Below are 20,535 nucleotides of genomic sequence, written 5' to 3' on the forward strand. Positions count from 1 at the left end.
ACGTGCGCCAGCGCACGCAGTGGCAAGCAGCTAGGCCGCCGCTTTCACCGGGCCATGCAGCAGCTTGTGCAGGCGGAAGCCTTCGCGGATGTTCTCGCGCAGCACGGCGCCTTTCCACGGCTTGGTATAGAAACGGTCGATGGCGCCGCGGTTGATGGCCGCCATGATGGGGGTCAGGTCGGCAAATGCGGACAGCATGATGCGGAAGGTGTCGGGGCACAGGTGCTTGACCCGCTCCATGAATTCGGTGCCGCTCATGAGCGGCATGCACTGGTCGCACAGGATCACTTGCACCTTGTGGCGCGCCAGGATGTCGAAACCCTCGGCGGCCGTCTGCGCGGTGAGGATGCGGTAGCCGTCCTGCGCCAGGAAGTCGCTGAGCACGTCGAGCATGAAGACATCGTCGTCGACGATCAGCAAGGTCTGCTGCTCTTCGCCATCGGCATCCTTGGGCGCCTGCAGCTGCTTGCCTTTCATCAGCATCTGCTCGAATTCTTCCTGCGGCACGGGGCGGCTGAAATAATAGCCCTGCATCTCGTCGCAGCCGTGGCGCCGCAGGTAGGCCAGCTGTGCATCGTTTTCCACGCCTTCGGCGATCACTTCCAGCTTCATGCTGTGCGCCATGCTGATGATGGCCAGCACGATGGCCGCGTCGTCCGGATTGCTGGTCACTTCGCGCACGAAGGCGATGTCTATCTTCAGCTTGTCGATGGGGAAGCGCTTCAGATAGGCCAGGCTGGAATAGCCGGTGCCGAAATCGTCAATGGAAATCTGGATGCCCAGCGCCTTCAGGTTGCGCAGCACGGCGATGGTTTCCTCGGCGTTCGACATCAGCGAACTTTCCGTCAGCTCCAGCTCCAGCAGGTCGGGCGCGATATCGTACTTGCTGATCGCTTTGAGCACCTCTTCTTCCAGGCCGCCGACGAAAAACTGGATGCCCGACACATTCACGGACAGGTGCACGGGGCCGATGCTGCTGGCGCCCCACTCGCTGATCTTCTTGCATGCCTCGTCAAGCACCCAGTTACCGACGCGCACGATCAACCCCGTTTCTTCCAGCAGGGGGATGAACAGGGCCGGTGAAACCATGCCGTGGCCGGGACGGCGCCAGCGTATCAACGCCTCGGCGCCGCTGATGCGTCCCGAGATGATATTCACCTTGGGCTGGAAGAACAGCACGAATTCCTCGTTGTCGATGGCACGCCGCAGGGCATTTTCCATGTCCAGCCGCGCCATCGATTGGGCATTCATTTCCGCCGTGAAGAAGCGGAAGGCATCGCGCCCGGCCTCCTTGGCGCGGTACATGGCCGTGTCGGCATATTGAATCAGGGTGTCCGCATCGACGCCGTCTTCGGGGAACACGGAAATGCCGATGCTGACCGTCACCGTCACCTCGTGCCCCTGCAAGTCGAAGGGCTTGCGCATCGCTTCGCGGATCTTGGCGACCACGCCCACGGCATGCTGGGCGCCTTCGGGCAGCACCAGGATGGTGGCAAACTCATCGCCGCCAAAGCGGCCGATGGTATCGCGCACGCGCAGGCAATCGACCAGACGGCTGGAAAACTGGCGCAGCAGGTCGTCGCCGAGGGTGTGGCCCAAGGTATCGTTGATATTCTTGAAGCGGTCGATGTCCATGAACAGCACGGCCACGGCCCACTGGTGTTCGGTCGCCTGGGACAGCGAATGGGTCAGCGAGGCGTAAAACTGACTGCGGTTCGGCAAGCCCGTCAAGGTGTCGAAATGGGCCAGCTTCATCAGGCGCTGCTCGGCATCCTTGCGCTCGGTGATGTCGCGCGCCACAGCCACCAGAATCCAGCTCTGCCCCGAGCGCAGGGTGCGCCGCTGCACTTCCACCGACAGTGGCGAACCATCCTTGCGCTGCAGCTGCAATTCCGTCATCGGACCACCCTGATCGCCCGCCAGCAGCTTGTTGTACAGCTCTTCCAGGTGGGTCTCGCCCGCGTTCGCGCGCCCCGGCCCCACGCGCAGGAAATCCTCGCGTTCAAAGCCCAGCATGCGGCAGGCAGTCTGGTTGACATCGACGAAGCACATGCCGGCGCGGTCGACGAGGAAAATCGCGTCGGCCGTGGCATCCATCGCCAGGCGGAAGCGGCGCAAGTCTTCATCGAGGCGGATACGCGCCGCCATGTCCAGGGTCAGCTGCTCGTGGTGGCGCTTGATCTCGTCGTACAGCAGCAGGTTGTCGTAGGCGACGGCGATCTGCGCCGCCACCGTGGCGGCCACCCGCTCGTCGACTTCGGAAAACTCGTTCGCCCCCAGCTTGTCGACCAGGTACAGCCAGCCGTGGCTACGCTCGCGCGAGGCGATGGCGACGCCCAGGAAGGAATGCACGGGTGGATGGGTGTCGGGCAGGCCCAGTGCGCCGGGGTCACCTTTCAGGCCATTGACACGGTAGGGCTGGCGCTGTTCCAGCAAGCGGTTCAGGATGCCCGTGCGCGGCGCGCTGGCGATACGCTCGAGGTTTTTCTCTGCGCCGCAGGAGGAAAAATAACTGAGCTTTTCGGCGCCCTCTTCCAGCACGCCGATGCAGGCGTACTTGGAGACGCAGATATTCTGTGCCACCTTGCAGCCCGCCTCGATCAAGGCGCGCGGATCGCGTTCTGCGCCCAGCTCGATGCCCAGCTCGATCAGGGCCGTCAGGCGCAGGCTCACCGCCTGCAGGCTCGACAGAGAGCGCGACAGGCGCTCCGTCATGATGCCCAGGTCTTCGGGCATGGTGGCATGGCCTTCGCGCTGGCTGGCCAGCTGCGAAATCTGCTGGCTGCTGGACTCGACTTCGTCGAGGTAGCCGCTGACCTGGTGCTCGATGTCGGCCAGCTGGCCAGTGGCGGGAGAGGCCGCCGTGCCGCCCGCGCCCGGCACGGCGGGCACCTGGGAGGCCGCCGGCCTCAGCCCCAGCGCCTCGTTGACCGTGCGCACGATGACCTCGGGGTCGGACGGTTTGGGCAACACCCAGCGCACGCCGCACGCCTGCGCCAGCAAGATCGCTTCCTGCTCGCGGTAGGTGGCCGTATAAAAAATGATGGGCACGTCGGTCAGCGCGGGATCGGCATGCACGCGCGTGACGAATTCGTAGCCGTCCATGTTCGGCATGAGGATGTCGGAGATGATCAGGTCCGGCCGCTCGGTGCGCAGCACTTCCAGCGCGTCGGCGCCATTCGCCGCCTCCAGCAGGCGGTGGCCGCCGTAGCCCAACAGTGCGGTCAGAAACTCGCGGTTCAGCACATGATCGTCAACGATCAATATCGTAGCTATGTCGTTTTTAACTGGCGTCGACGGCGCCCCGGGTAAAAAAGATTCCAGCTCCGCCACGAACAGGTCCGGCTCGATCGGCTTGCCAATATAGCCATTGAAACCCGCTTCGAGCAGGCGTTCGCGGTCGCCCACCATGGCCAGCGCCGTCACAGCCAGAGCCGGGATCTTGCACAGCAGCGGGTCTTTCTTCAGCTCGGCCACCACGCCATAGCCATCGAGCTTGGGCAAATGCACGTCGCAGATGATCAGGTCGGGCAATTCGCTGCGCGCCATGCGCACGCCCTCTTCGCCGTCATAGGCGGCCAGCGGCGTGTAGCCGAAGGCACGCAACAGGTACACCATCAATTCCATATTGGTGGCGTTATCTTCGATAATCAGGATACGTGCGGACAATTAGCACCTCCCATGAAAACTGCATAGTCTCATTTTTTGCCTGCACCCATCTTTCCGCTTGCGCAGCAACATGCCAATACTACAACATCCTTCCATGCATCCCTGCAACTATCTCGCATGCGGATGCGCATGGCGCGGCGCATACGGCCTCGGCAATCATTGCTGGCCGTCACCTTCGTGCTGCTAGCTTAATACAGGACGCCAGTGGAAAACAGCATTTTCTGGGCCTGTACCTGTTAAACCTGGGCAATAGCAGAGTCAAAAGAGACAGTCTTGCCATGCAGACAAAACACAACAGGATTCAGGAAAAATGGGGGCAAGACGGTGCCTGGACGGCTTCGACCTTGATAGTGATTTCCGCTAACAGCTGATGTAGCACGCGCACATCGCTGGCCAGCGCCACGTGACCGATGCCGCCGAAGGCCAGATTGCGCGCGCCGGGCAAGTGGGCGGAAGTTTGCGGCGCGACAATATTATCGTGATGCGAATACATCGACGTGATCAGGGCGCGCGTTTCCGGTGTCTCGCTGGCAGCCAGCTGCGCCAGCCAGGCGTCCGGCGCGCCATTGATACGGCTCATCTGGCGCGCATTGGCGCCCGCCGCCAGGTTGGCCAGCGCCGTGCCGTGGTGCGGCGTGCCGATGGTGAGGATGCGCGCCACGCGGGCCGCGCCGAAATGGCGCAGCCAGGCGCGCGCCACCAGGCCGCCCATGCTGTGGGCGACGATGATGACGCGGTTGCTGCCCGTGCGGGCGCACAGCGCCTCGATGGCCCGTTCCACTTGTGGCACGAAATCCTCGATGTCGGCGGCTATGGGCTCCAGGTCGACGGCGTCATGCGCGATACCGGCCCGCGCCAGCTGGCCGCTCAGCTGCGTCCAGTAGCCGCAGTTGCACACATAGCCGTGGATCAGCAGCACCGGCAAGCCCTGCGACGGCATGGCGGCGTCCAGCGCATGCAGGCGCGGCCACAGCATGCCCCACGACGACGTCCACAAGGTGGCGCGCAGCTCGCCCAGGAACAGGCGCGCGGTGCCCCGGACACCGAGCTGATATTCCGGCGGCACGGGGCTGCCCAGGCGCCGGCTCTGCCAGAAATTGCGCGCCACGATCAGCGCGCGCACGGCCAGCAGCATGGCGACCGCCAGCAGCAGGGCCATGACGGGCGAAGCGACGCCCCACGCCTGCATCGCCAAGTACGCCACGCCCAGCACGGCCAGCACCTGCAGCAGCATCAGCCACTTGAGGATGCGCGCGATCATACGGCAGTTGGGGCGGCGACAGGCATGGGCACGGGGGCCGGCTTGCCCGTCAACTGCTGCGCCAGGCCGCTGGCCAGGCGCGCCGCCAGCGCATACAGCGTCAGCTGCGGATTGGCGCCGATCGAAGTGGGGAACAGCGAACCGTCGTGCACCGACAGGTTGCGCACGCCGTGGTAGCGGCCATCGGCCCCCGTCACGCCCAGGCGCGCATCGTCCGACATGGCGCAGCCGCCCATCACGTGGGCCGATACCACGCGCGTCAGCAGCGCCTTGCAGGGCAAGCCGTTGATGGCCTGCTTCGCCTGCGCCCAGCTCGTATAGTGGCTGGCCAGCTCGTGCACGGGATACACGCTTTTCGCGCCGGCCGCAAACTGGATTTCCGCCATCGACAGCAGCGCGCGCCGCACGCCATCCCAAATAAAAGGTGTGAGCGGATAGTCGAGCACGGGCGCGCCGAAGCTGTCGACGGATACGCTGCCACCCGCCGCCTCATGGTGAAAGCCGTCGCGCAGCAGCGCCAGCAAGCCGTGCGCATGGGGGAATTCGCGCATGGTGCGCGCATGCTCATCGCCGAAGCCGCCCATGGTGGTGGCCATCAGCAGCGGATGCAGGGGCGGCGCTTCGAGCTTGTAGCCGATAGGACCATCGATGGGCGCCACGTGCAGGAAATGGTCGGAATAAATCGTTTGCGGCGCGCCCGCATAGGCGTCGACGCGCTGCGGGAACAGGCCCGCCGAGATCACCGTCGGGTGCAGGAAAGTGCGCCGGCCCAGCAAGCCGTGCGGATCGGGCGCCTGCGAGCGCAGCAACAGCGCCGGCGAGTTGATGGCGCCGCCGGCCAGCACAAAATGTTTGGCGCGCAGCGTGAGGCGCACGCCTGTCGGCGCCTGCCCGGCCGCGTCGAGCGCCGTCACCTGCAGGCTGTCGATGCGCTCGCCCTTGAAGAGGAAACGCTCGGCGCGCGCATGCACGAGCAGGCCCGCGCCCAGCGCCAGCGCGGCGGGGATCGTCGTCACCAGCATCGACTGCTTGGCGTTGGTCGGGCAGCCCATGCCGCAGTAGCCGAGATTCCAGCAGCCGTTCACATTACGCCGGATGGCGGCCGTGGGTATGCCCAGCGCCGTGGCGCCACGGCGCAGCAAATCGTTGTTTTCGTTGGGCGGCGCGGCCCAGTCGCTCACGTGCAGGCGCTTTTCCATCATGGCGAACCACGGCGCCATGGCGTCCACCGAGTAGCCAGACAAACCAAAATGCTTGCGCCAGTATTCCAGGGTGCCGGGCGGCGTGCGAAAACTCGAGGTCCAGTTGACGGTGGTGGAGCCGCCCACCGTGCGCCCCTGCAGGATGTTGATGGCCTTGTCGCGCGTCTTGCGCGCGGCCGATTCCTGGTACAGGGTGGGATAAGCATCAGCTTCGCGCATCTTGAAGTCTTTGGAGGACTTCAAGCCGCCCTCCTCGACGATCAGCACTTTCAGGCCGGCCAGCGCGAGGATTTCCGCCGTCACGCCGCCGCCGGCGCCGCTGCCGATGACGACGACGTCCGCCTCCAGCGTGCGGTCGGTGTTCAAGGTGCTGGCGTCGGTGACGTTCCAGCCGGCGGCCACGCCGATGGCGATGGGGTCAGGAATGGGGGATGTGCTCATGGGTGCCTTATGCGCTCAGTTCGGGCAGCGGTCCCGGATAGCCGATGGCGGCCCAGTGGGCGGCATCGGCATACCAGGCGCCGAGGATCAAATCATGCAGGGCCAGATAGGCCGTCTGCAGGGTGGCCAGGCGGTGCGTGCGCCACGACTGCAGGAAGGCGGCCACCTGGGCCGGGTCGGCGTCAAGCCAGCCGCCATGCACGCCGGCGACGAAGCGCCGCGCGGGCGCCAGCGCCAGTAAACCAAACAGGTCCTGCACCTCCTGCTGGGCCGCCAAGGGCAAACCATGGATGGCCGTGTCCACGCCGGCGATGGCGCCATTGAGGGCTTTGCTGCGCGCATCGCCCACCCGTGGCAAGGCCTCGCCCAGCATGGCCGGCACGATGGCCGCCAGCGCCGCGCGCGCCTCGCCATCGAGTACGAAGCGGCCAGGCGCCGCCGGCCCCCGCAGCGCGCGGTACGCGGCGCCGCCGGCGGCCAGCGCACAGGCGCCCAGCAAGCCCAGTTTCAGAAACGATCTGCGTCGCATTCCCATGTCTCCCCTTGTTTTGTACGGCCTTTTGCAGGCCAGTGTACGCCAAAGGCAGTGGGCGTTTGAACGCAAAACCTAGAGCGGTGCGTCTATTTTTCCGACTGAGACCATAACAACAGCATGGCCAGCAGCGCCGCCAGCGCGCCGCCGATGGCGATACTGGGCAAGCCAAAGGCGACGATCAGCACACCGCCCAGCGCACCGCCGGCGGCCGTCCCCGCATTGAATGCGGCGATATTGAGCCCCGCCGCCACCGCGTCGCTGCCCGGGCAATGCTGCTGCGCCAGGCGTAGCAAACGCATGGTCGACAGGGTGACGAGGGCAAAGAACAGCAAGCCCAGGGTGCCGCACAGGGCCAGCATGGCCAGTGGCTGGGCGCGCAGCACATAAAACCCTAGCAGATTGAGCGCCAGCGCGGCCAGCGCCAGCATGGCGGAGCGCAGCGCGGAAGGGCGATCCGCGCACCAGCCGCCCAGCAGGTTGCCGCCGATGGCGCACGCGCCAAAGCACAGCATGGCGGCGCCCAGCCAGCCCGCATCGAGTCCGCCCAGCTGCAGCAGGAAGGGAGAGATATACGTGAAAAAACTGAAGGTGGCCACGCTGACCAGCGCCGCCACGCCGGCCGCCAGCAGCAGGGGCGGCTGCACGATGGCGCGCAGACTGTCCAGCGGCGATGCGGCAACCGCCTCCTGGCGCGCGGCAGGCATGGCGAAGCGCAAGCCTGCGCCGCCGCACAGGGCCAGCACGCCGATGGCGGCGAATACCCAGCGCCACGACGATACGGCGCCCAGCCAGGTCCCCAGCGGCACGCCGCCGGCCAGCGCCAGGGTCAGGCCCAGCCAGACGATGGACAGGGCGCGGCCCGCGCGGGAAGGGTCGACCAGGCTGGTGGCCGCATGCGAGGCCACGGCCATGAACACGCCATGCGCCAGGCCCACGACAAAGCGCACACCCAGCAGCGCGCCCAGTGCCGGCGCTTGCGCCATGGCCACGCTGCCGACCGCCAGCACGGCCATCGTCGCCACTAGGACCTGGCGCGTGGGCCGGCGCGCCAGCATGGCCGTCAGCACGGGCGCGCCGATGGCCGCCCCCAGCGCATACGCGGCGATGGCGCCACCGGCCGCCGCCACGCTGGCGTGCAAGTCGCGCGCCATGGGGGACAACAGGCCGGCGGCGATGAATTCGGACAGACCGAAGGCAAAGCTGCACAGGGAGAGCAGATAAATGGCGGGCGGCAGCGCACTGCTGCGCGATGAAACGTTGGACATGACGGCTCCAGGACAGGCAAAGCGCCATGCTGGTCCCTGGGCCGTCATCTGTAAAATATCTTATTTATCTTGAAACGAGACGCTTAACGTCTCAATCTCAAGTCTCACTGGATGGCAGACAGCCGCAGCTGCGCCAGCAGCCGCTCGCGCACGGGAGAATCGCGCTGCGGGTTCCACGCCATGTACAGGTCGAGCTGGCGCAAGGCCTCGGGCGCATCACTTTGCAGCGGGAGCATGACGACACCGGCGGGCATGGCCGCGGCCAGGCTGGCCGGCAACAGGGCCACGCCGAAGCCGGCCGCCACCAGGCCCAGCACCGTTTGCAAGCGGCGCGCCTGCTGCACCACGTGCGGCACGAAGCCCGCGTGCAGGCACAGGCTGGCCAGCTGATCGTGAAAACCCTGGCCCAGCGCGCGCGGCGAGGCGACGAAATCGTCGCTGGCCAGCGCCGCCAGGTCCACCCGCGCCTGCCCCGCACAGCGGTGGGAGGACGGCAACGCCACCAGGAAGTCTTCGCCCGACAGGCGCTCGAAGCGCAAGCCTGGCGTGCTGTGCCCCGGCGCGCGCAGCAGGGCGATATCGACGTCGTCCTGCTCCAGCCACTCGACTTGCTGCTGCGTCGACGCTTCGCGCAAGGTGAATTGCACGGCTGGCGAGGCGGCGCGGAAAGCGCGCAAGGCTTGCAATACGTGGGCGTATGGCGTGATGTGAATGAAACTGAGACGCAAGTGCCCCTCGATTCCCTGCGCCACGCGGCGCGTGGCCGCCACGCCCTCTTCCAGGCTGGCCAGCACCTGGCGCGCCGTGACAAGAAAAGTGCTGCCGGCCGGTGTCAGGCTGACCTTGCGGTTGGTGCGCTCGAATACAGGGTAGCCCAGCGCCGCTTCCAGCCGCACAATCGCCTGCGACAGCGGCGGCTGCGCCATGTGCAGCCGTTCGGCCGCGCGGCGGAAATTGAGTTCCTCGGCGACGGCGATGAACTGGCGCAGCAGCCGGGTCTCGATCATGGGCCTTTTTTGGCCACCGCCAGGATATGGCGGGCGATGCCGCGCAGGATATTGACTTCTTCCGTCTCCAGTCCCGTGCGGGAAAACAGGCGTTTCAGACGGGGCATGAGCTTTTTCGGATTGTCGGCGTCGAGGAAATCGATGGCCACCAGCGCCTGCTGCAAGTGATCGTACATGCCGTCGACCTGCGCCAGGCTGGCCGCGTCGCCGTGGAAACCGACGGCACTGGCCGCCTGGGCATCGCCGAGGGCCGCCACGCGGCATTCATAGGCGACGACCTGCGCCGCCTGCGACAGGTTCAGCGAGGAATATTCGGGGTTGGCGGGTATATTGATCAGCACATTGCATTGCTCGACGATTTCGTTAGGCAAGCCAAAGCGCTCGTTGCCGAAGATGACAGCCGCGTGCAAGTCTTCGCTGGCGGCCAGCTGGCTGGCGATGGCGCGCGGGGCGGTGACGGGCGGCGAGAATTCGCGCAATCGGGCCGACACGGCGGCCGCGTAATTGCAGCCTTCGAGCGCTTCGGCGATCGAGCCGACGATGCGCGCGCCAGACAGAATATCCTGCGCACCGCTGGCGAAGGCCACCGCTTCCGCATCCGTCAAGGCATCGGGAAAACGGGGATTGACCAGCACCAGATCGGAAAAACCCATCGTTTTCATGGCGCGCGCGACGCCGCCAATGTTGCCAGGACGACTAGTTTCGACAAGAATAAATCGCAGGCGTTTGAAAAGAGACGTGTTGATTTCGGGCAGATTCATTTAAAATAGCGCTATTGCGCGGTATCGATACAGAAAATTTCGGGAAACGGAGTCACAAAACGCTGACTCCAGGCCGGGATTTTAACCACTTCGGCACCGCTCCGCTCTTTAATTCATTCTTGCACTCTATCGTACCGGCGCCGCAAGGCGGCTATGGGCGGTCGCGTGCTTTTAACGGAAGCTCACATGCACCCAATGCTCAACACGGCGATCAAAGCCGCCCGCCGCGGCGCCGCCGTCATTAATCGCGCCTCATTTGACCTCGACCGCGTCGTCGTCACGGAAAAACAACATAACGATTTCGTCACCGACGTCGACCAGGCGGCCGAACAAGCCATCATCGAGGTGCTGTCCAAAGCCTACCCGGACCACGCGTTCCTGGCTGAGGAATCGGGAGCTTCCGCCAACTCGCACGACGAGAATGAATATCAGTGGATCATCGACCCGATCGATGGCACCACCAACTTTATCCACGGCTTCCCGCAATACTGCATCTCGATCGCCCTCGCGCATCGCGGCGTCATCACGCAAGCCGTCATCTACGACCCGGTACGCAACGACCTGTTCACGGCCACCAAGGGCGCCGGCGCCTACCTGAACGAAAAACGCATCCGCGTCACCAAGCTCGATCGCATCTCGAACGCCCTGCTGGGCACCGGCTACGTGGCCGGCAGCGCCCGCGCGCTGGATGAATACCTGAAGATGTACGCGATCATGGGTGAACGCAGCCAGGGCGTGCGTCGCGCCGGCTCGGCCGCACTGGACCTGGCCTACGTCGCTTGCGGCCGCCTGGACGGCTTCTACGAAAAAGGCTTGAAACCCTGGGATATCGCTGCCGGCGCCCTGATGATCACGGAATCGGGCGGTATCGTCGGTGAATTCAGCGGCGAATCGGACTACCTGTACAAGGGCGACGTCATCGCCGCCAGCCCGAAGATCTTTGGCCAGATGATCACCCTGCTGACGCCATTCGCTTGAGCGACGGCCGACCTGAACTGACCTGAAAGCTGCCGGAGATGACTCCGGCAGCTTTTTTTGGGCCCCAGCCCTCAGCTCCCCCTCATGGCAGGCAGCAGTACGCGGTAAATCTGCAGGAACGCCGGTCCCATCAGCACCACCATCAGCGAGGGGAAGATAAAGAAGATCAGCGGAAACAGCAGCTTGAGGGCGATCCTGGCCGCCGTTTCCTCGGCGCGTTGGCGCCGCTTGGTGCGCAGCTGGTCGGACTGCACGCGCAGCGACGCGGCTATACTCGTACCGAAGCGCTCGGCCTGGATCAGCAAGGTCACCAGCGCGTCCACGTCCTCCACTCCGGTGCGCAGCGCCAGGTTGCGCAAGGCCTTTTCCTTGGCGCTGCCGGCGCGCAACTCCAGCGTCACCAGTTGCAGCTCTTCGGCCAGGACCGCGCTTTTCAGGCCGATTTCCTGCGCCACGCGCGCCAGTGCCGCATCCATCGCCAGCCCCGCTTCGACACACACCGTCATCAGGTCCAGCGCATCGGGAAATGTCTCGAACACCTCGCGCTGGCGCTGTTTCACACAGTGAGACAACCATACATTGGGCAGGTAATAGCCGAGGGCGGCCGCTGCGACCAGCCATAACGGCATGGCGTGCCGCCCCTGGCGCAGCAGAAAATATGCCAGCAGCGGCAAGCCCAGGAACAAGCCTGTCTTGGCCGCGTAAAACAGAGCGGGCGCGGCCTGGCTGCGCCAGCCGGCATGGACGAAGCGGCTACGGATCGGCGAACTTTCCCAACCCTCTTCCGGCAGCGACAGCCTGGCCAGCGGGCGAGTCAGGCTGACGGCATGCGCCAGCCAGCGCCGCCTGGCATGGCGCCCGCTATCGCCGGCGGCGCTGGCATTGCCCAGCGCCTGCAACCGCTCCTGTACCACGCTGCCAGCGAACAGGCGCAGTACCAGCAAGGCCAGCGCGAAAACGATCAGGAACAGCAGGCCCAACAAAGCCAACTGCGCCGCACTCATGTTGCTCATCGTGTCGGTTCTTTCATATCACACCCGGATATTGATAATTTTTCTGATGCACAGCACGCCAAGCATCAGCAAGCCCAGCGATACGGCGACCATCTTGCGCCCGCCCCCATCCGTGTACAGCACGGCAATAAACTGCGGATTCATCAAGTGCATCATTAGCGCCGTGCCAAACGGCAGCAAGCCCAGGACCCAGGCAGACATGCGCCCTTCGGCCGACAGCACGCGCACCTGTCCCAGCAATTTCAGGCGGTCGCGGATAATGGCGCTGATGCTGCTCAACAATTCAGTCAGGTTGCCTCCCGTTTCGCGCTGGATCAGCACGGCGATGACAAAATAGCGCAAGTCCGTGCTGGGCACGCGCGCGGCCAGGTTGCTCAGCGCATCGGCCATCGCGACGCCGAAACTGACTTCGTCGAACACTGAGCGAAACTCTTCGGCCAAGGGCCCCGTCATCTCCTCGCCCACCATTTTCAGCGCGGTGGGAAAGGCATGGCCGGCGCGCATGGCGCGGCCCATCAGGTCGAGCGCGTCCGGCAGTTGCTGCTCGATGCGCACCAGCCGCTTGCTCCTGGCCCGACACACCAGCAGATAGGGCAGCGCGGCGCCGCCCACGCTCATGCCCAGGTGCACATACCATGGCAGGGGCAGCGCGCTGGCCAGCAGCAAGCCCGCCGTCCAGCCCAGCGCGCAATAGCCAAGGAAGGTGGCCACACGCCAGCACATGCCCGCCTGCAGCAGTAACTGATCGAGGCGCTGCGCGCCGGGCAAGCCTTCCAGCATGCCTTGCAGCAGCGGGTTGGCGCTCAGCGGGCGCTGCTTGGTGATCGACAGGGCTTGTTCGACGCCACTGGCCGTATACATGGCTTGCAGGCGCCGCGCCACCCGTGCCGCGCCCGGCCCGCGCGCCGCTTGCCACGCCAGCCAGACGCCAGCCACCAGCAGCAGGACGGCCATAAAGAGAAATAGATAAACAAGGTAGGAAAGCATGGTGTGTCAGCGTCCCGCCGCAGTGGGTTCGAACAGGGCGCCCGACACGCCGATACCAAAGCTGTTCAGGCGCTCGAGGAAGCGCGGGCGGATGCCGCTGGCCGAGAAATACCCCACCACCGAGCCGCCCTCGGCCACGCCGGTCTGCCTGAAACTGAAGATTTCCTGCATCGTGATGACCTCCCCTTCCATGCCGGTGATTTCCTGGATCGACGTCACCTTGCGTTTGCCATCGATCAGGCGCGACACTTGTACCACCACCGATACGGCCGAGCTGATCTGCTGGCGGATGACCTTGCTGGGCAGGTTGGCCGCCATGCTGATCATGTTTTCCAGCCGCGTAATGGCGTCGCGCGGGGTGTTGGCATGGATGGTGGCCATCGAGCCTTCATGGCCCGTGTTCATCGCGCCCAGCATGTCGAGCGCTTCGGCGCCGCGCACCTCGCCCAGGATGATGCGGTCCGGGCGCATCCGCAGCGCATTGCGCACCAGCGCGCGCTGGCTCACCTCCCCTTTGCCTTCGATATTGGCGGGGCGCGTTTCCAGGCGCACCACGTGCGGCTGCTGCAATTGCAACTCGGCCGCGTCTTCCACCGTGACGATGCGTTCGGTCTGGCCGATAAAGCCGGACAGCACGTTGAGCATGGTGGTCTTGCCACTGCCCGTGCCGCCGGAAATGAGAATGTTCATCTTTGCCTTGCCAAGACCCTGCAGCACCTCGGCCATCTCGGCCGTCATGCTGTGGTAGGCGACCAGGTCGGCCAAACGCAGCGGATCGACGGAGAAGCGCCGGATCGACATCACGGGGCCGTCGATCGCCAGCGGCGGAATGATGGCGTTGACGCGCGAACCATCGGGCAGGCGTGCATCGACCATGGGGCTCGATTCATCGATGCGCCGCCCCACCCTGGAGACGATCTTGTCGATGATTTTCATCAGGTGAGCGTCATCGTCGAAGCAGACGTCGGTCAGTTCCAGACGGCCGGCACGCTCCACATAGACCTGCTTGTGGCCGTTGACCAGGATGTCCGACACGCTGGCATCCGACAGCAGCGTTTCGAGCGGTCCGAAGCCCAGCATCTCATGCTGGATGTCGCGCGTCAGGCTCTTGCGCTCGGCGTCGTTGATGACCACCGCCTCTTCATCCAGCAGGTGCTCGACCAGGCCGCGCAACTCTTCGCGGATGCGATCCTGCGACAGGCGCTGCATGCTTTCCAGGTCGACCCGTTCGAGAAGCAAGCCATGGATGCGCCGCTTGAGGTCTCGGTAGCCGTGGTTGTCGATGGCCGCCGTGCGTTGCGGCGCGAGCACGGCGATCTTGGCGCTGCCGAGCCGTTCGCGGATGGACAAGGCGGCGATGGGGGAACTAGCCATGAAATGCTCCTGTTCTGGGATGGGGATCAAGCGCGTGGATCAGGCGCGCCGCAGGACGCGGCCGAACCAGCCCTGGCGCACCGTGCTGGCCGCGCCGCCGGCCAGGCTGGCGGCAAACTCCTGCAGCGAGCGGGTGATCGGGCTGGCTTTGTCGAGCTGTAAAATCGGCACGCCCTGGTTGACCGAGGCGGCCGCCGAAGCATAGTGATTGGGCACGGTGCGGTAAATCGCCGTACCATAGGCCGCTTCCAGGTCACGCAGGCGAATTTCACCGCCCTTGTCGTGGCGGTTGACGATGATATGTACCTTGTCCTTGGCGTATTCGAGCGAACGGAACATGCCCAGCAGGCGCTTGCCATCGCGGATATATGGCAAGGTCGTCTGCAGGACGGGAAAGATCATGTCGGCATGGTCCAGCGCGCGCACGCTGACGGCATCGAGGTTGCGGCCCACGTCGAGCACGATGAAATCGAACTGGCGCCTGGCCTGCTTGATGATGGCGTCGATGTGTTCGGGCGCCACTTCGCTGGCGTGGGCCGGGTCCTCGGGCGCGGCCAGCACGCTGTAGTTGGGCAGGATATGCAGCATGCTCGAACCCAGGAACGAAGGGTCAAGCCGGTGGATGTCGCGCGTGACGTCGGACAAGGTAGCCAGCGGCTTGTTTTCGGAAACGAAGAGCGAGGCGTCGCCAAAATGCAGGTTCATGTCGATCAGGGCAACGCGCTGCTGGCCGTCGGCGGCCAGCGCATAGCCGAGGTTACTGGCAATGAAGGTGGCGCCGCTGCCGCCCTTGCAGGAGATGAAGGCCAGCACCTTGCCATTGCCATGCTCGCGCCGTTCCAGCTTTTCCTCGATGCGTTCCAGCGCCGCATACAGGCTGGCCGGCGTGGCAGGAAACGGCAGCACGTCGCGCACGCCTGCGCGCATGGCCTGCAGCAGGAATTCAGGCGCCTGCTGATGGCACAGCACGATGAAGGCCATGCGCGGATGCAGGTTGCTGAGGCGCTCAATGGCGGCCAAGTCGGCGCCGTCGTTCGATGGACGGTCGAAGATCAGCACGTCAGGCAGAGGCTGCGCCGCCTGCAGCGACTCGAACGTTTCGCCGACTACGTTGATCTCGTCGAGCCGATTCCGGCTGCGCAGCAGCCGGCCCAGTTCGGACAGCGTTTTTTCATCCCTGGAATTGATGGCGATTTTCACGATATGCCTTGCTTGTTCTGTGGTGACGATGCCAGGCTCACTGACGCGCCCCGACGCCGATGGTAAAGGCGGCCGATTGCGGCGCGGGCGCGGCAAAGCTTTTCTGATACGCCACGTAGGCGGCCTGGGCGGCCTTGCCGTCCATGCCGGCCACGGTGTCGCGGTTAGCGCCCGCCTGCGGCGACAGCACTTGACGCGCGCGCAGCTGCTGGACGCTGTCGCCGAACTGGCGATCCAGGTTCGGGGTGGAAGCGCAGCCGCTGGCGGCCAGGGCTGCCAACAGCGCGGGAAGGAAAAGGGAATGCTGCATGGTGTGCTCCTATTGAAGGTCCGGACTGGCCGGCGGTGTCTGGGCTGCCGCTTCCTGCCGTGGCCGTGGCACGGCGGTGCCTTCCATTTTTCCGTGCAAGAAGAACTCGCCGCGGCTGGGCGCCACATAGGCATCGGTCGGCAGCACGATAGCGGTGTCGAGCGGCTTGACCAGGTGCGGTGTGATGATGAACACCAGCTCGGTGCGGTCGGTCTGGAAATCGCTGCTGCGGAACAGGGCGCCCAGCACCGGAATCTCGCCCAGGAAGGGCAAGGCCTTGATATTGGTCGTCACATTGTTCTTGATCAAGCCGCCAACAGCAAAGCTCTGGCCATCGAACAGCTGCACCGTGGTGGTGGTGCGCCGCGTGGTAAAGGCCGGCAGCACAGCATTGGCGCCGGCGCCCCCGCCGGTGGTGATGCCGATGCCTTCGCGGTTCAGCTCCGACACTTCCGGCGCCACCTTCAGGTTGATGCGTCCGCCTTCCAGCACGGTGGGCGTGAACTTGACGGCAATGCCGAATTCCTTTTCCTCCAACGTGATCTTGTTGGTGGTGCTGTCTTGCGCGACCGGAATGAAAATCTTGCCACCTGCCAGGAAACTGGCTTCCTGGCCACTGATGGCCATGATATTCGGTTCGGCCAGCACCTTAACCAGGCCGTCGCGCTTTTGCGCATCCAGCGTCAGCCCGTTACCATTCTTGCCGTTCAAGGCGCCCAGCTGGCTGGGATTGCCGCTGAGCAGGTTCGACAACATGCCATACGTCCAGTTGCCGCGCGTGCCGCTGATGCCCACGCTGGCGCCCAGCTGATCAACCAGCGTCTTCGACACTTCGGCGATTTTCACTTCCAGCATGACCTGTTGCGGCGCTGCAATCGACAGCATATTGATGACCTTGACGGTGCCGCCCATACTGGCGGCGCCGTCGGCCGGCGCAGCAGGTGCGGCTGCTTCTCCGGCGCCGCGCTGCGCATAGGCCTGCGCCATCTCCAAGATCTGGCTGGCCTTGACGCTGTCGCTCACCTGCCCCGACAGCACGATGCTGCCGCCAGCCGCCCCCACCTTGACGGCACTCTCGCCAGGGAAGACATAGGCCAGCTGCGCTTGCAAGCCTTCGACATCGATCTCGACTTCAATATCGACGATCACGGGGCGCTGCTGCCGGTCCCACAGGATCAGGTTGGTGCTGCCCGGAGCCAGGCCCCAGACGAACAGCTGGCTGGACGAGCCCAGCATCCTGGCGCCAGCCACCCGCGGATCGTTGACGGCGATCTGCGACACCGGCAAGCTCAGGTTGCGCAAAGTGGACTTGCCCACGGCGATGCGTATGGGCACGCCCAGGCGGGCGATATCGGCGCCCAGCGACATGGCTGGCGCCGCGACTGGCGACATGACGGTCTGCCTGCCTGGCGCCGCAGCGATGGCGCTGCCAGGCCAGGCCATGCCTGCCGCCGCGCTTCCCAGCATCAGGGTCAGGCGCATGCCCGTACTCGAGGCGTGCTTACGAAATTTGTTCATCGATCATCCTTGCTCGCTTGCCTGCTGATTTAAAATTGCTGGACGCTGGTATCCATGCCCTTGATGACGGTGATGCTGTCGCGCGCGGGGGCACGGGACGGGGCCGTCTGGCGCCGCGCCGCGCGCAACGGCGCGGCCGCAGGCGCCAGCGCCTTCAGTTCCAGCAGCGACTCCTTGGTGGCGCCATCCGTGTTGACGGGCGCCGGATCGACCTGGTTGCGCAGCACCAGGGACAGGCTGCCCACGCTGCGCGCCAGGTCCAGCTTTTCCACCTGCTCCGGCGTCAGCTCCAGGGTCACGGCATTGACCACCTTGGGCTTGTTGTCATCGCGGCCGGACTCCTGCGCCACGGCCAGGACCAGAATGCGTTCCAGCACGATCTTGGAAATGGCCAGCGGCCCGCCACCCGCCGGTTTGGCGCGGTCATCCTGCGTATGCACGAGAATGTCGACGAAATTGCCCGGCAGCGCGAAGCCGGCCACGCCCACCACGTCATTGACGCGCACGGTCATGGCGCGCTTGCCGGCAGCCACGATGGCCGACAGGCCACCGGTGGCGCCGGGTGCTGCAAGCTTGCTTTCCAGGACAGGCTCGCCCATGCTGACGGCAGTGCGCGTGACGCGCCCGTCCAGCGCGCCGGCCTCGCCAAAGGTCCCGGGCGGCAAGACGCCTGCCGGCCAGTCCATGCCGCGCAGCATGGCCGGCGTCACCTTCGCGCCCACACCGATATCGACCAGCGCGACCATCACCGTCTGGCTGGCCGACGCGCCTTGTCCTGACATCCAGCGCGCCGCCGCCAGCACGGCGCCCCCCGCCATCAGCAACGCCAGCAGCAGCACGATCGCAACGCGGCTATTTCTCATTATTTATCCTCTCGGTGAAGCAGGGTTTTCCGGGTGTACGCGACCAGATCAGTGCCGGGCGCATCATGCATACCCGCCGGCCTCCAGGGCCAGCCAGATAGCGGTGCCGGCGGCAATGGCGATCGCGTACGGCAAGTTGCCGCCCGGCACGGCAGGCGCGCCAACCTGCGGCACCTCGCCTGCCGCAGCGCGCAGCCAGCCTTGCAACAGCAATTGCCAGGCATTGGCCATGGCCTGGCGCAGCGTGCCCTGGCACAGGGCGACGGCCAGCGCCAGCACGCCGCCCGCAAGCAGGCTGCACAGCACGGCAAACACGACGGGACGCGGGCCAAGAAAAGCCCCCACCATCGCCATCAGCTTGACGTCGCCCGCGCCCAGCGCCTTCATCGCATACATGGGTAGCAGCAAGCCCAGGCCGACGGCCATGCCGCCCAGCGCCAGCCACGTCCCGGCCGGCGTCACCCCCGGCAAGGCCAGGCTGTTGAGCAGCACGCCAAGCAAGGCGCCGGAAAACACCAGCCGGTTGGGAATGCGCCGGCGGCGCACGTCATGCCAGACAGCTGCGGCAAGCAGCCCCCACAAGGCTATGGCGGGGCTGAACGTCCAGAAAGAATGAGGGTCCATCGTGTACCTGATGCAAGCCGACCGCATGACAGCATGCGCATCGTTGGGCGGGAAGTCGACAGGCCGGCCCGCATGGGCAGCCGGCCTGTCGGGGTGCTGCGCGGTGGGCAGGCGCCTTAAATCGCCGCGCCCGTCAGCTTGGTGCCGATCGCCTTGAAGGCGCCATCGAGGCCGGTGGTGAAATAGCCGACGGCCGTTACTAGCGCCGCAGCCACCAGCGCAGCGATCAACGCATATTCGATGGCAGTCACGCCATCTTCTTCGGCGATAAAGTTTTTAATGAAATTCATATTATTCCCTTTCAGGTCAAGTTTTAAACATGATAAAAACTGAAAATACAGTCTGAAAATAAGAACATGATCTTTGTTTTTATTTGCAAATTTCTGATGCGTGTATTTTATATAAACAAACATTAAATCGAATCAGAGAAAAGTCATTTTATGCGCAGTACAAAACATCTTAATTTTTTGCTCATAACCAGGACATATGTACTGTCATTCCGCATGGACGGGCTCGGCCAGCCGGTTGCGGGTGGCGTACACATATAATTCCAGGCGGTTGGTGACATCGAGCTTGCTGTAGATCGATGTCAGATGATTGCGCAAGGTTTGCTCCGAGATAAAAGCGCGCTGGGCTATCGCACGGTTCAGCGCGCCATTTCCTTCCACCATCATGGCAACGATCTTGCGCTCCTTCAGCGTCAGCCTGGCGATCCGCTGCTCTTCCGGATCGGGCGCCGCTTCTGGCTTGTTCAGCACGCCCAGCATGCTATCGAGCAGCGCCGGATCCAGGCACAACTCGCCTTGATGCAGGCGGGTGATGGCATCGACCATTTGCTTGACGGGCGTTTCCTTGCCCACCACCGCACGCGCGCCACTGCGGACGGCGCGCCCGCATGCGGCTTGGTCCTGCGTGCCGCTGAACAGCAATGCCCGCGAAACGCCATTGCCCAGCAGTTCCGGCAGATAATCGATGGCGCAGGCGCAGGCGCCGCCGCAGCCAAGATCGGCGTCGAGCACGATGACGTCGGGACACAGGGTCCGCGCCAGCAGCAGCGCGCCGTCGATCTCGGTGGAGCTGGCCACCACCTGCATCGCCGGCTGGGCGCCGGCGAGCAACTGCTCCAGGCCCCACAGCCAGGTCTTGTGGTCCGACACCAGCATGACGCGTATGACATTTTTTGTTGACATGCTTTACCTCTTTACTTGAAGCCCACTCCCATCGGGGGAAATGTTGTTGATCCGAATCGACTTGCATTCCTCATCCGCGCGCGCCATGTGCTGCCGCGCGCAGGGGCAAGAAGTCATGGGGGCATGAAGGAAGAGGCCTTGGGCCGGCACGCGCAAACGCGGTGCGTGCCCCAGGGCAGCGGTCGCCGCATGCCGGGCGTGTGCCGATGAATGGGCAGCGTGGTCAGGGCGGGTGCGCCACGGGCGGGCCATCGCTGCTGCCACCGCTGCTGTTGCTTACATTGCAGCATTTTTGTTGAATCACCTTGCAAAACAAGTCCTTGCCTGCACGCAGGAC

Annotated in this window: 18 protein-coding genes; 1 reads left to right on the top strand and 17 read right to left on the bottom strand. The window is 64.7% G+C overall.

Translation table 11 applies throughout. The features are described from left to right. Positions 1-30 precede the first annotated feature (30 nt). From ACQ4W0_RS20640 to ACQ4W0_RS20670, 7 genes are all read right to left on the bottom strand, one after another. Positions 31-3,669 (bottom strand): EAL domain-containing protein, encoded by a 3,639-nt coding sequence (locus ACQ4W0_RS20640; protein WP_436578461.1) that lies wholly within the window; start codon positions 3,667-3,669, stop codon positions 31-33. A 301-nt stretch (positions 3,670-3,970) separates the two neighbouring features. Continuing rightward, positions 3,971-4,930: an alpha/beta hydrolase gene (locus ACQ4W0_RS20645; protein WP_436578462.1), complete on the bottom strand. Its 960-nt coding sequence runs from the start codon at positions 4,928-4,930 to the stop codon at positions 3,971-3,973. Then, complete coding sequence (locus tag ACQ4W0_RS20650) at positions 4,927-6,573, bottom strand: GMC family oxidoreductase N-terminal domain-containing protein (RefSeq protein ID WP_436578463.1); 1,647 nt, start codon at positions 6,571-6,573, stop codon at positions 4,927-4,929. The genes ACQ4W0_RS20645 and ACQ4W0_RS20650 overlap by 4 nt, the downstream gene beginning before the upstream one ends. A gap of 7 nt (positions 6,574-6,580) precedes the next feature. Continuing rightward, positions 6,581-7,108, bottom strand: a complete 528-nt coding sequence (locus tag ACQ4W0_RS20655; RefSeq protein WP_436578464.1) for a hypothetical protein — start codon at positions 7,106-7,108, stop codon at positions 6,581-6,583. 86 nt (positions 7,109-7,194) lie between these two features. Next, a complete protein-coding gene (locus ACQ4W0_RS20660; RefSeq protein ID WP_436578465.1) occupies positions 7,195-8,373 on the bottom strand; it encodes an MFS transporter in 1,179 nt (392 codons plus the stop codon). A 104-nt stretch (positions 8,374-8,477) separates the two neighbouring features. Then, complete coding sequence (locus ACQ4W0_RS20665; RefSeq protein WP_436578466.1) at positions 8,478-9,380, bottom strand: LysR substrate-binding domain-containing protein; 903 nt, start codon at positions 9,378-9,380, stop codon at positions 8,478-8,480. Then, the gene (locus ACQ4W0_RS20670; protein WP_436578467.1) at positions 9,377-10,141 is read right to left on the bottom strand and encodes an RNA methyltransferase; all 765 of its coding nucleotides are present in this window, start codon (positions 10,139-10,141) and stop codon (positions 9,377-9,379) included. Before ACQ4W0_RS20670 ends, ACQ4W0_RS20665 begins: the two co-directional genes overlap by 4 nt. Before the next feature lie 195 nt (positions 10,142-10,336). Between ACQ4W0_RS20670 and ACQ4W0_RS20675 the strand changes: the two genes are divergently transcribed. Then, the gene (locus tag ACQ4W0_RS20675; protein ID WP_152254720.1) at positions 10,337-11,119 is read left to right on the top strand and encodes an inositol monophosphatase family protein; all 783 of its coding nucleotides are present in this window, start codon (positions 10,337-10,339) and stop codon (positions 11,117-11,119) included. 71 nt (positions 11,120-11,190) lie between these two features. Here ACQ4W0_RS20675 and ACQ4W0_RS20680 read toward each other — a convergent pair whose 3' ends face one another. The 10 genes from ACQ4W0_RS20680 to ACQ4W0_RS20725 form a co-directional block, all read right to left on the bottom strand. Continuing rightward, positions 11,191-12,132, bottom strand: a complete 942-nt coding sequence (locus ACQ4W0_RS20680; protein WP_436578468.1) for a type II secretion system F family protein — start codon at positions 12,130-12,132, stop codon at positions 11,191-11,193. A gap of 18 nt (positions 12,133-12,150) precedes the next feature. Continuing rightward, positions 12,151-13,086, bottom strand: a complete 936-nt coding sequence (locus ACQ4W0_RS20685) for a type II secretion system F family protein (RefSeq protein ID WP_436578469.1) — start codon at positions 13,084-13,086, stop codon at positions 12,151-12,153. A 39-nt stretch (positions 13,087-13,125) separates the two neighbouring features. Continuing rightward, a complete protein-coding gene (locus ACQ4W0_RS20690) occupies positions 13,126-14,469 on the bottom strand; it encodes a TadA family conjugal transfer-associated ATPase (protein ID WP_436578715.1) in 1,344 nt (447 codons plus the stop codon). A 63-nt stretch (positions 14,470-14,532) separates the two neighbouring features. Next, positions 14,533-15,693, bottom strand: coding sequence for a CpaE/TadZ family protein (locus tag ACQ4W0_RS20695; protein WP_436578470.1), 1,161 nt, complete (start codon positions 15,691-15,693; stop codon positions 14,533-14,535). A 37-nt stretch (positions 15,694-15,730) separates the two neighbouring features. Then, positions 15,731-16,003, bottom strand: a complete 273-nt coding sequence (locus ACQ4W0_RS20700) for a hypothetical protein (protein ID WP_436578471.1) — start codon at positions 16,001-16,003, stop codon at positions 15,731-15,733. Between the two features lie 9 nt (positions 16,004-16,012). Beyond that, positions 16,013-17,521, bottom strand: coding sequence for a type II and III secretion system protein family protein (locus tag ACQ4W0_RS20705; RefSeq protein ID WP_436578472.1), 1,509 nt, complete (start codon positions 17,519-17,521; stop codon positions 16,013-16,015). 29 nt (positions 17,522-17,550) lie between these two features. After that, positions 17,551-18,384, bottom strand: a complete 834-nt coding sequence (gene cpaB / locus ACQ4W0_RS20710; RefSeq protein WP_436578473.1) for a Flp pilus assembly protein CpaB — start codon at positions 18,382-18,384, stop codon at positions 17,551-17,553. A gap of 63 nt (positions 18,385-18,447) precedes the next feature. After that, positions 18,448-19,008, bottom strand: coding sequence for an A24 family peptidase (locus ACQ4W0_RS20715; protein ID WP_436578474.1), 561 nt, complete (start codon positions 19,006-19,008; stop codon positions 18,448-18,450). A gap of 116 nt (positions 19,009-19,124) precedes the next feature. After that, complete coding sequence (locus tag ACQ4W0_RS20720; protein WP_071650303.1) at positions 19,125-19,298, bottom strand: Flp family type IVb pilin; 174 nt, start codon at positions 19,296-19,298, stop codon at positions 19,125-19,127. 204 nt (positions 19,299-19,502) lie between these two features. After that, positions 19,503-20,198, bottom strand: a complete 696-nt coding sequence (locus ACQ4W0_RS20725) for a LuxR C-terminal-related transcriptional regulator (RefSeq protein WP_436578475.1) — start codon at positions 20,196-20,198, stop codon at positions 19,503-19,505. Positions 20,199-20,535: the final 337 nt, after the last annotated feature.

The sequence above is a fragment of the Janthinobacterium breve genome, assembly GCF_051380895.1.
In the GTDB taxonomy this organism is placed as follows: Bacteria; Pseudomonadota; Gammaproteobacteria; order Burkholderiales; family Burkholderiaceae_D; genus Janthinobacterium.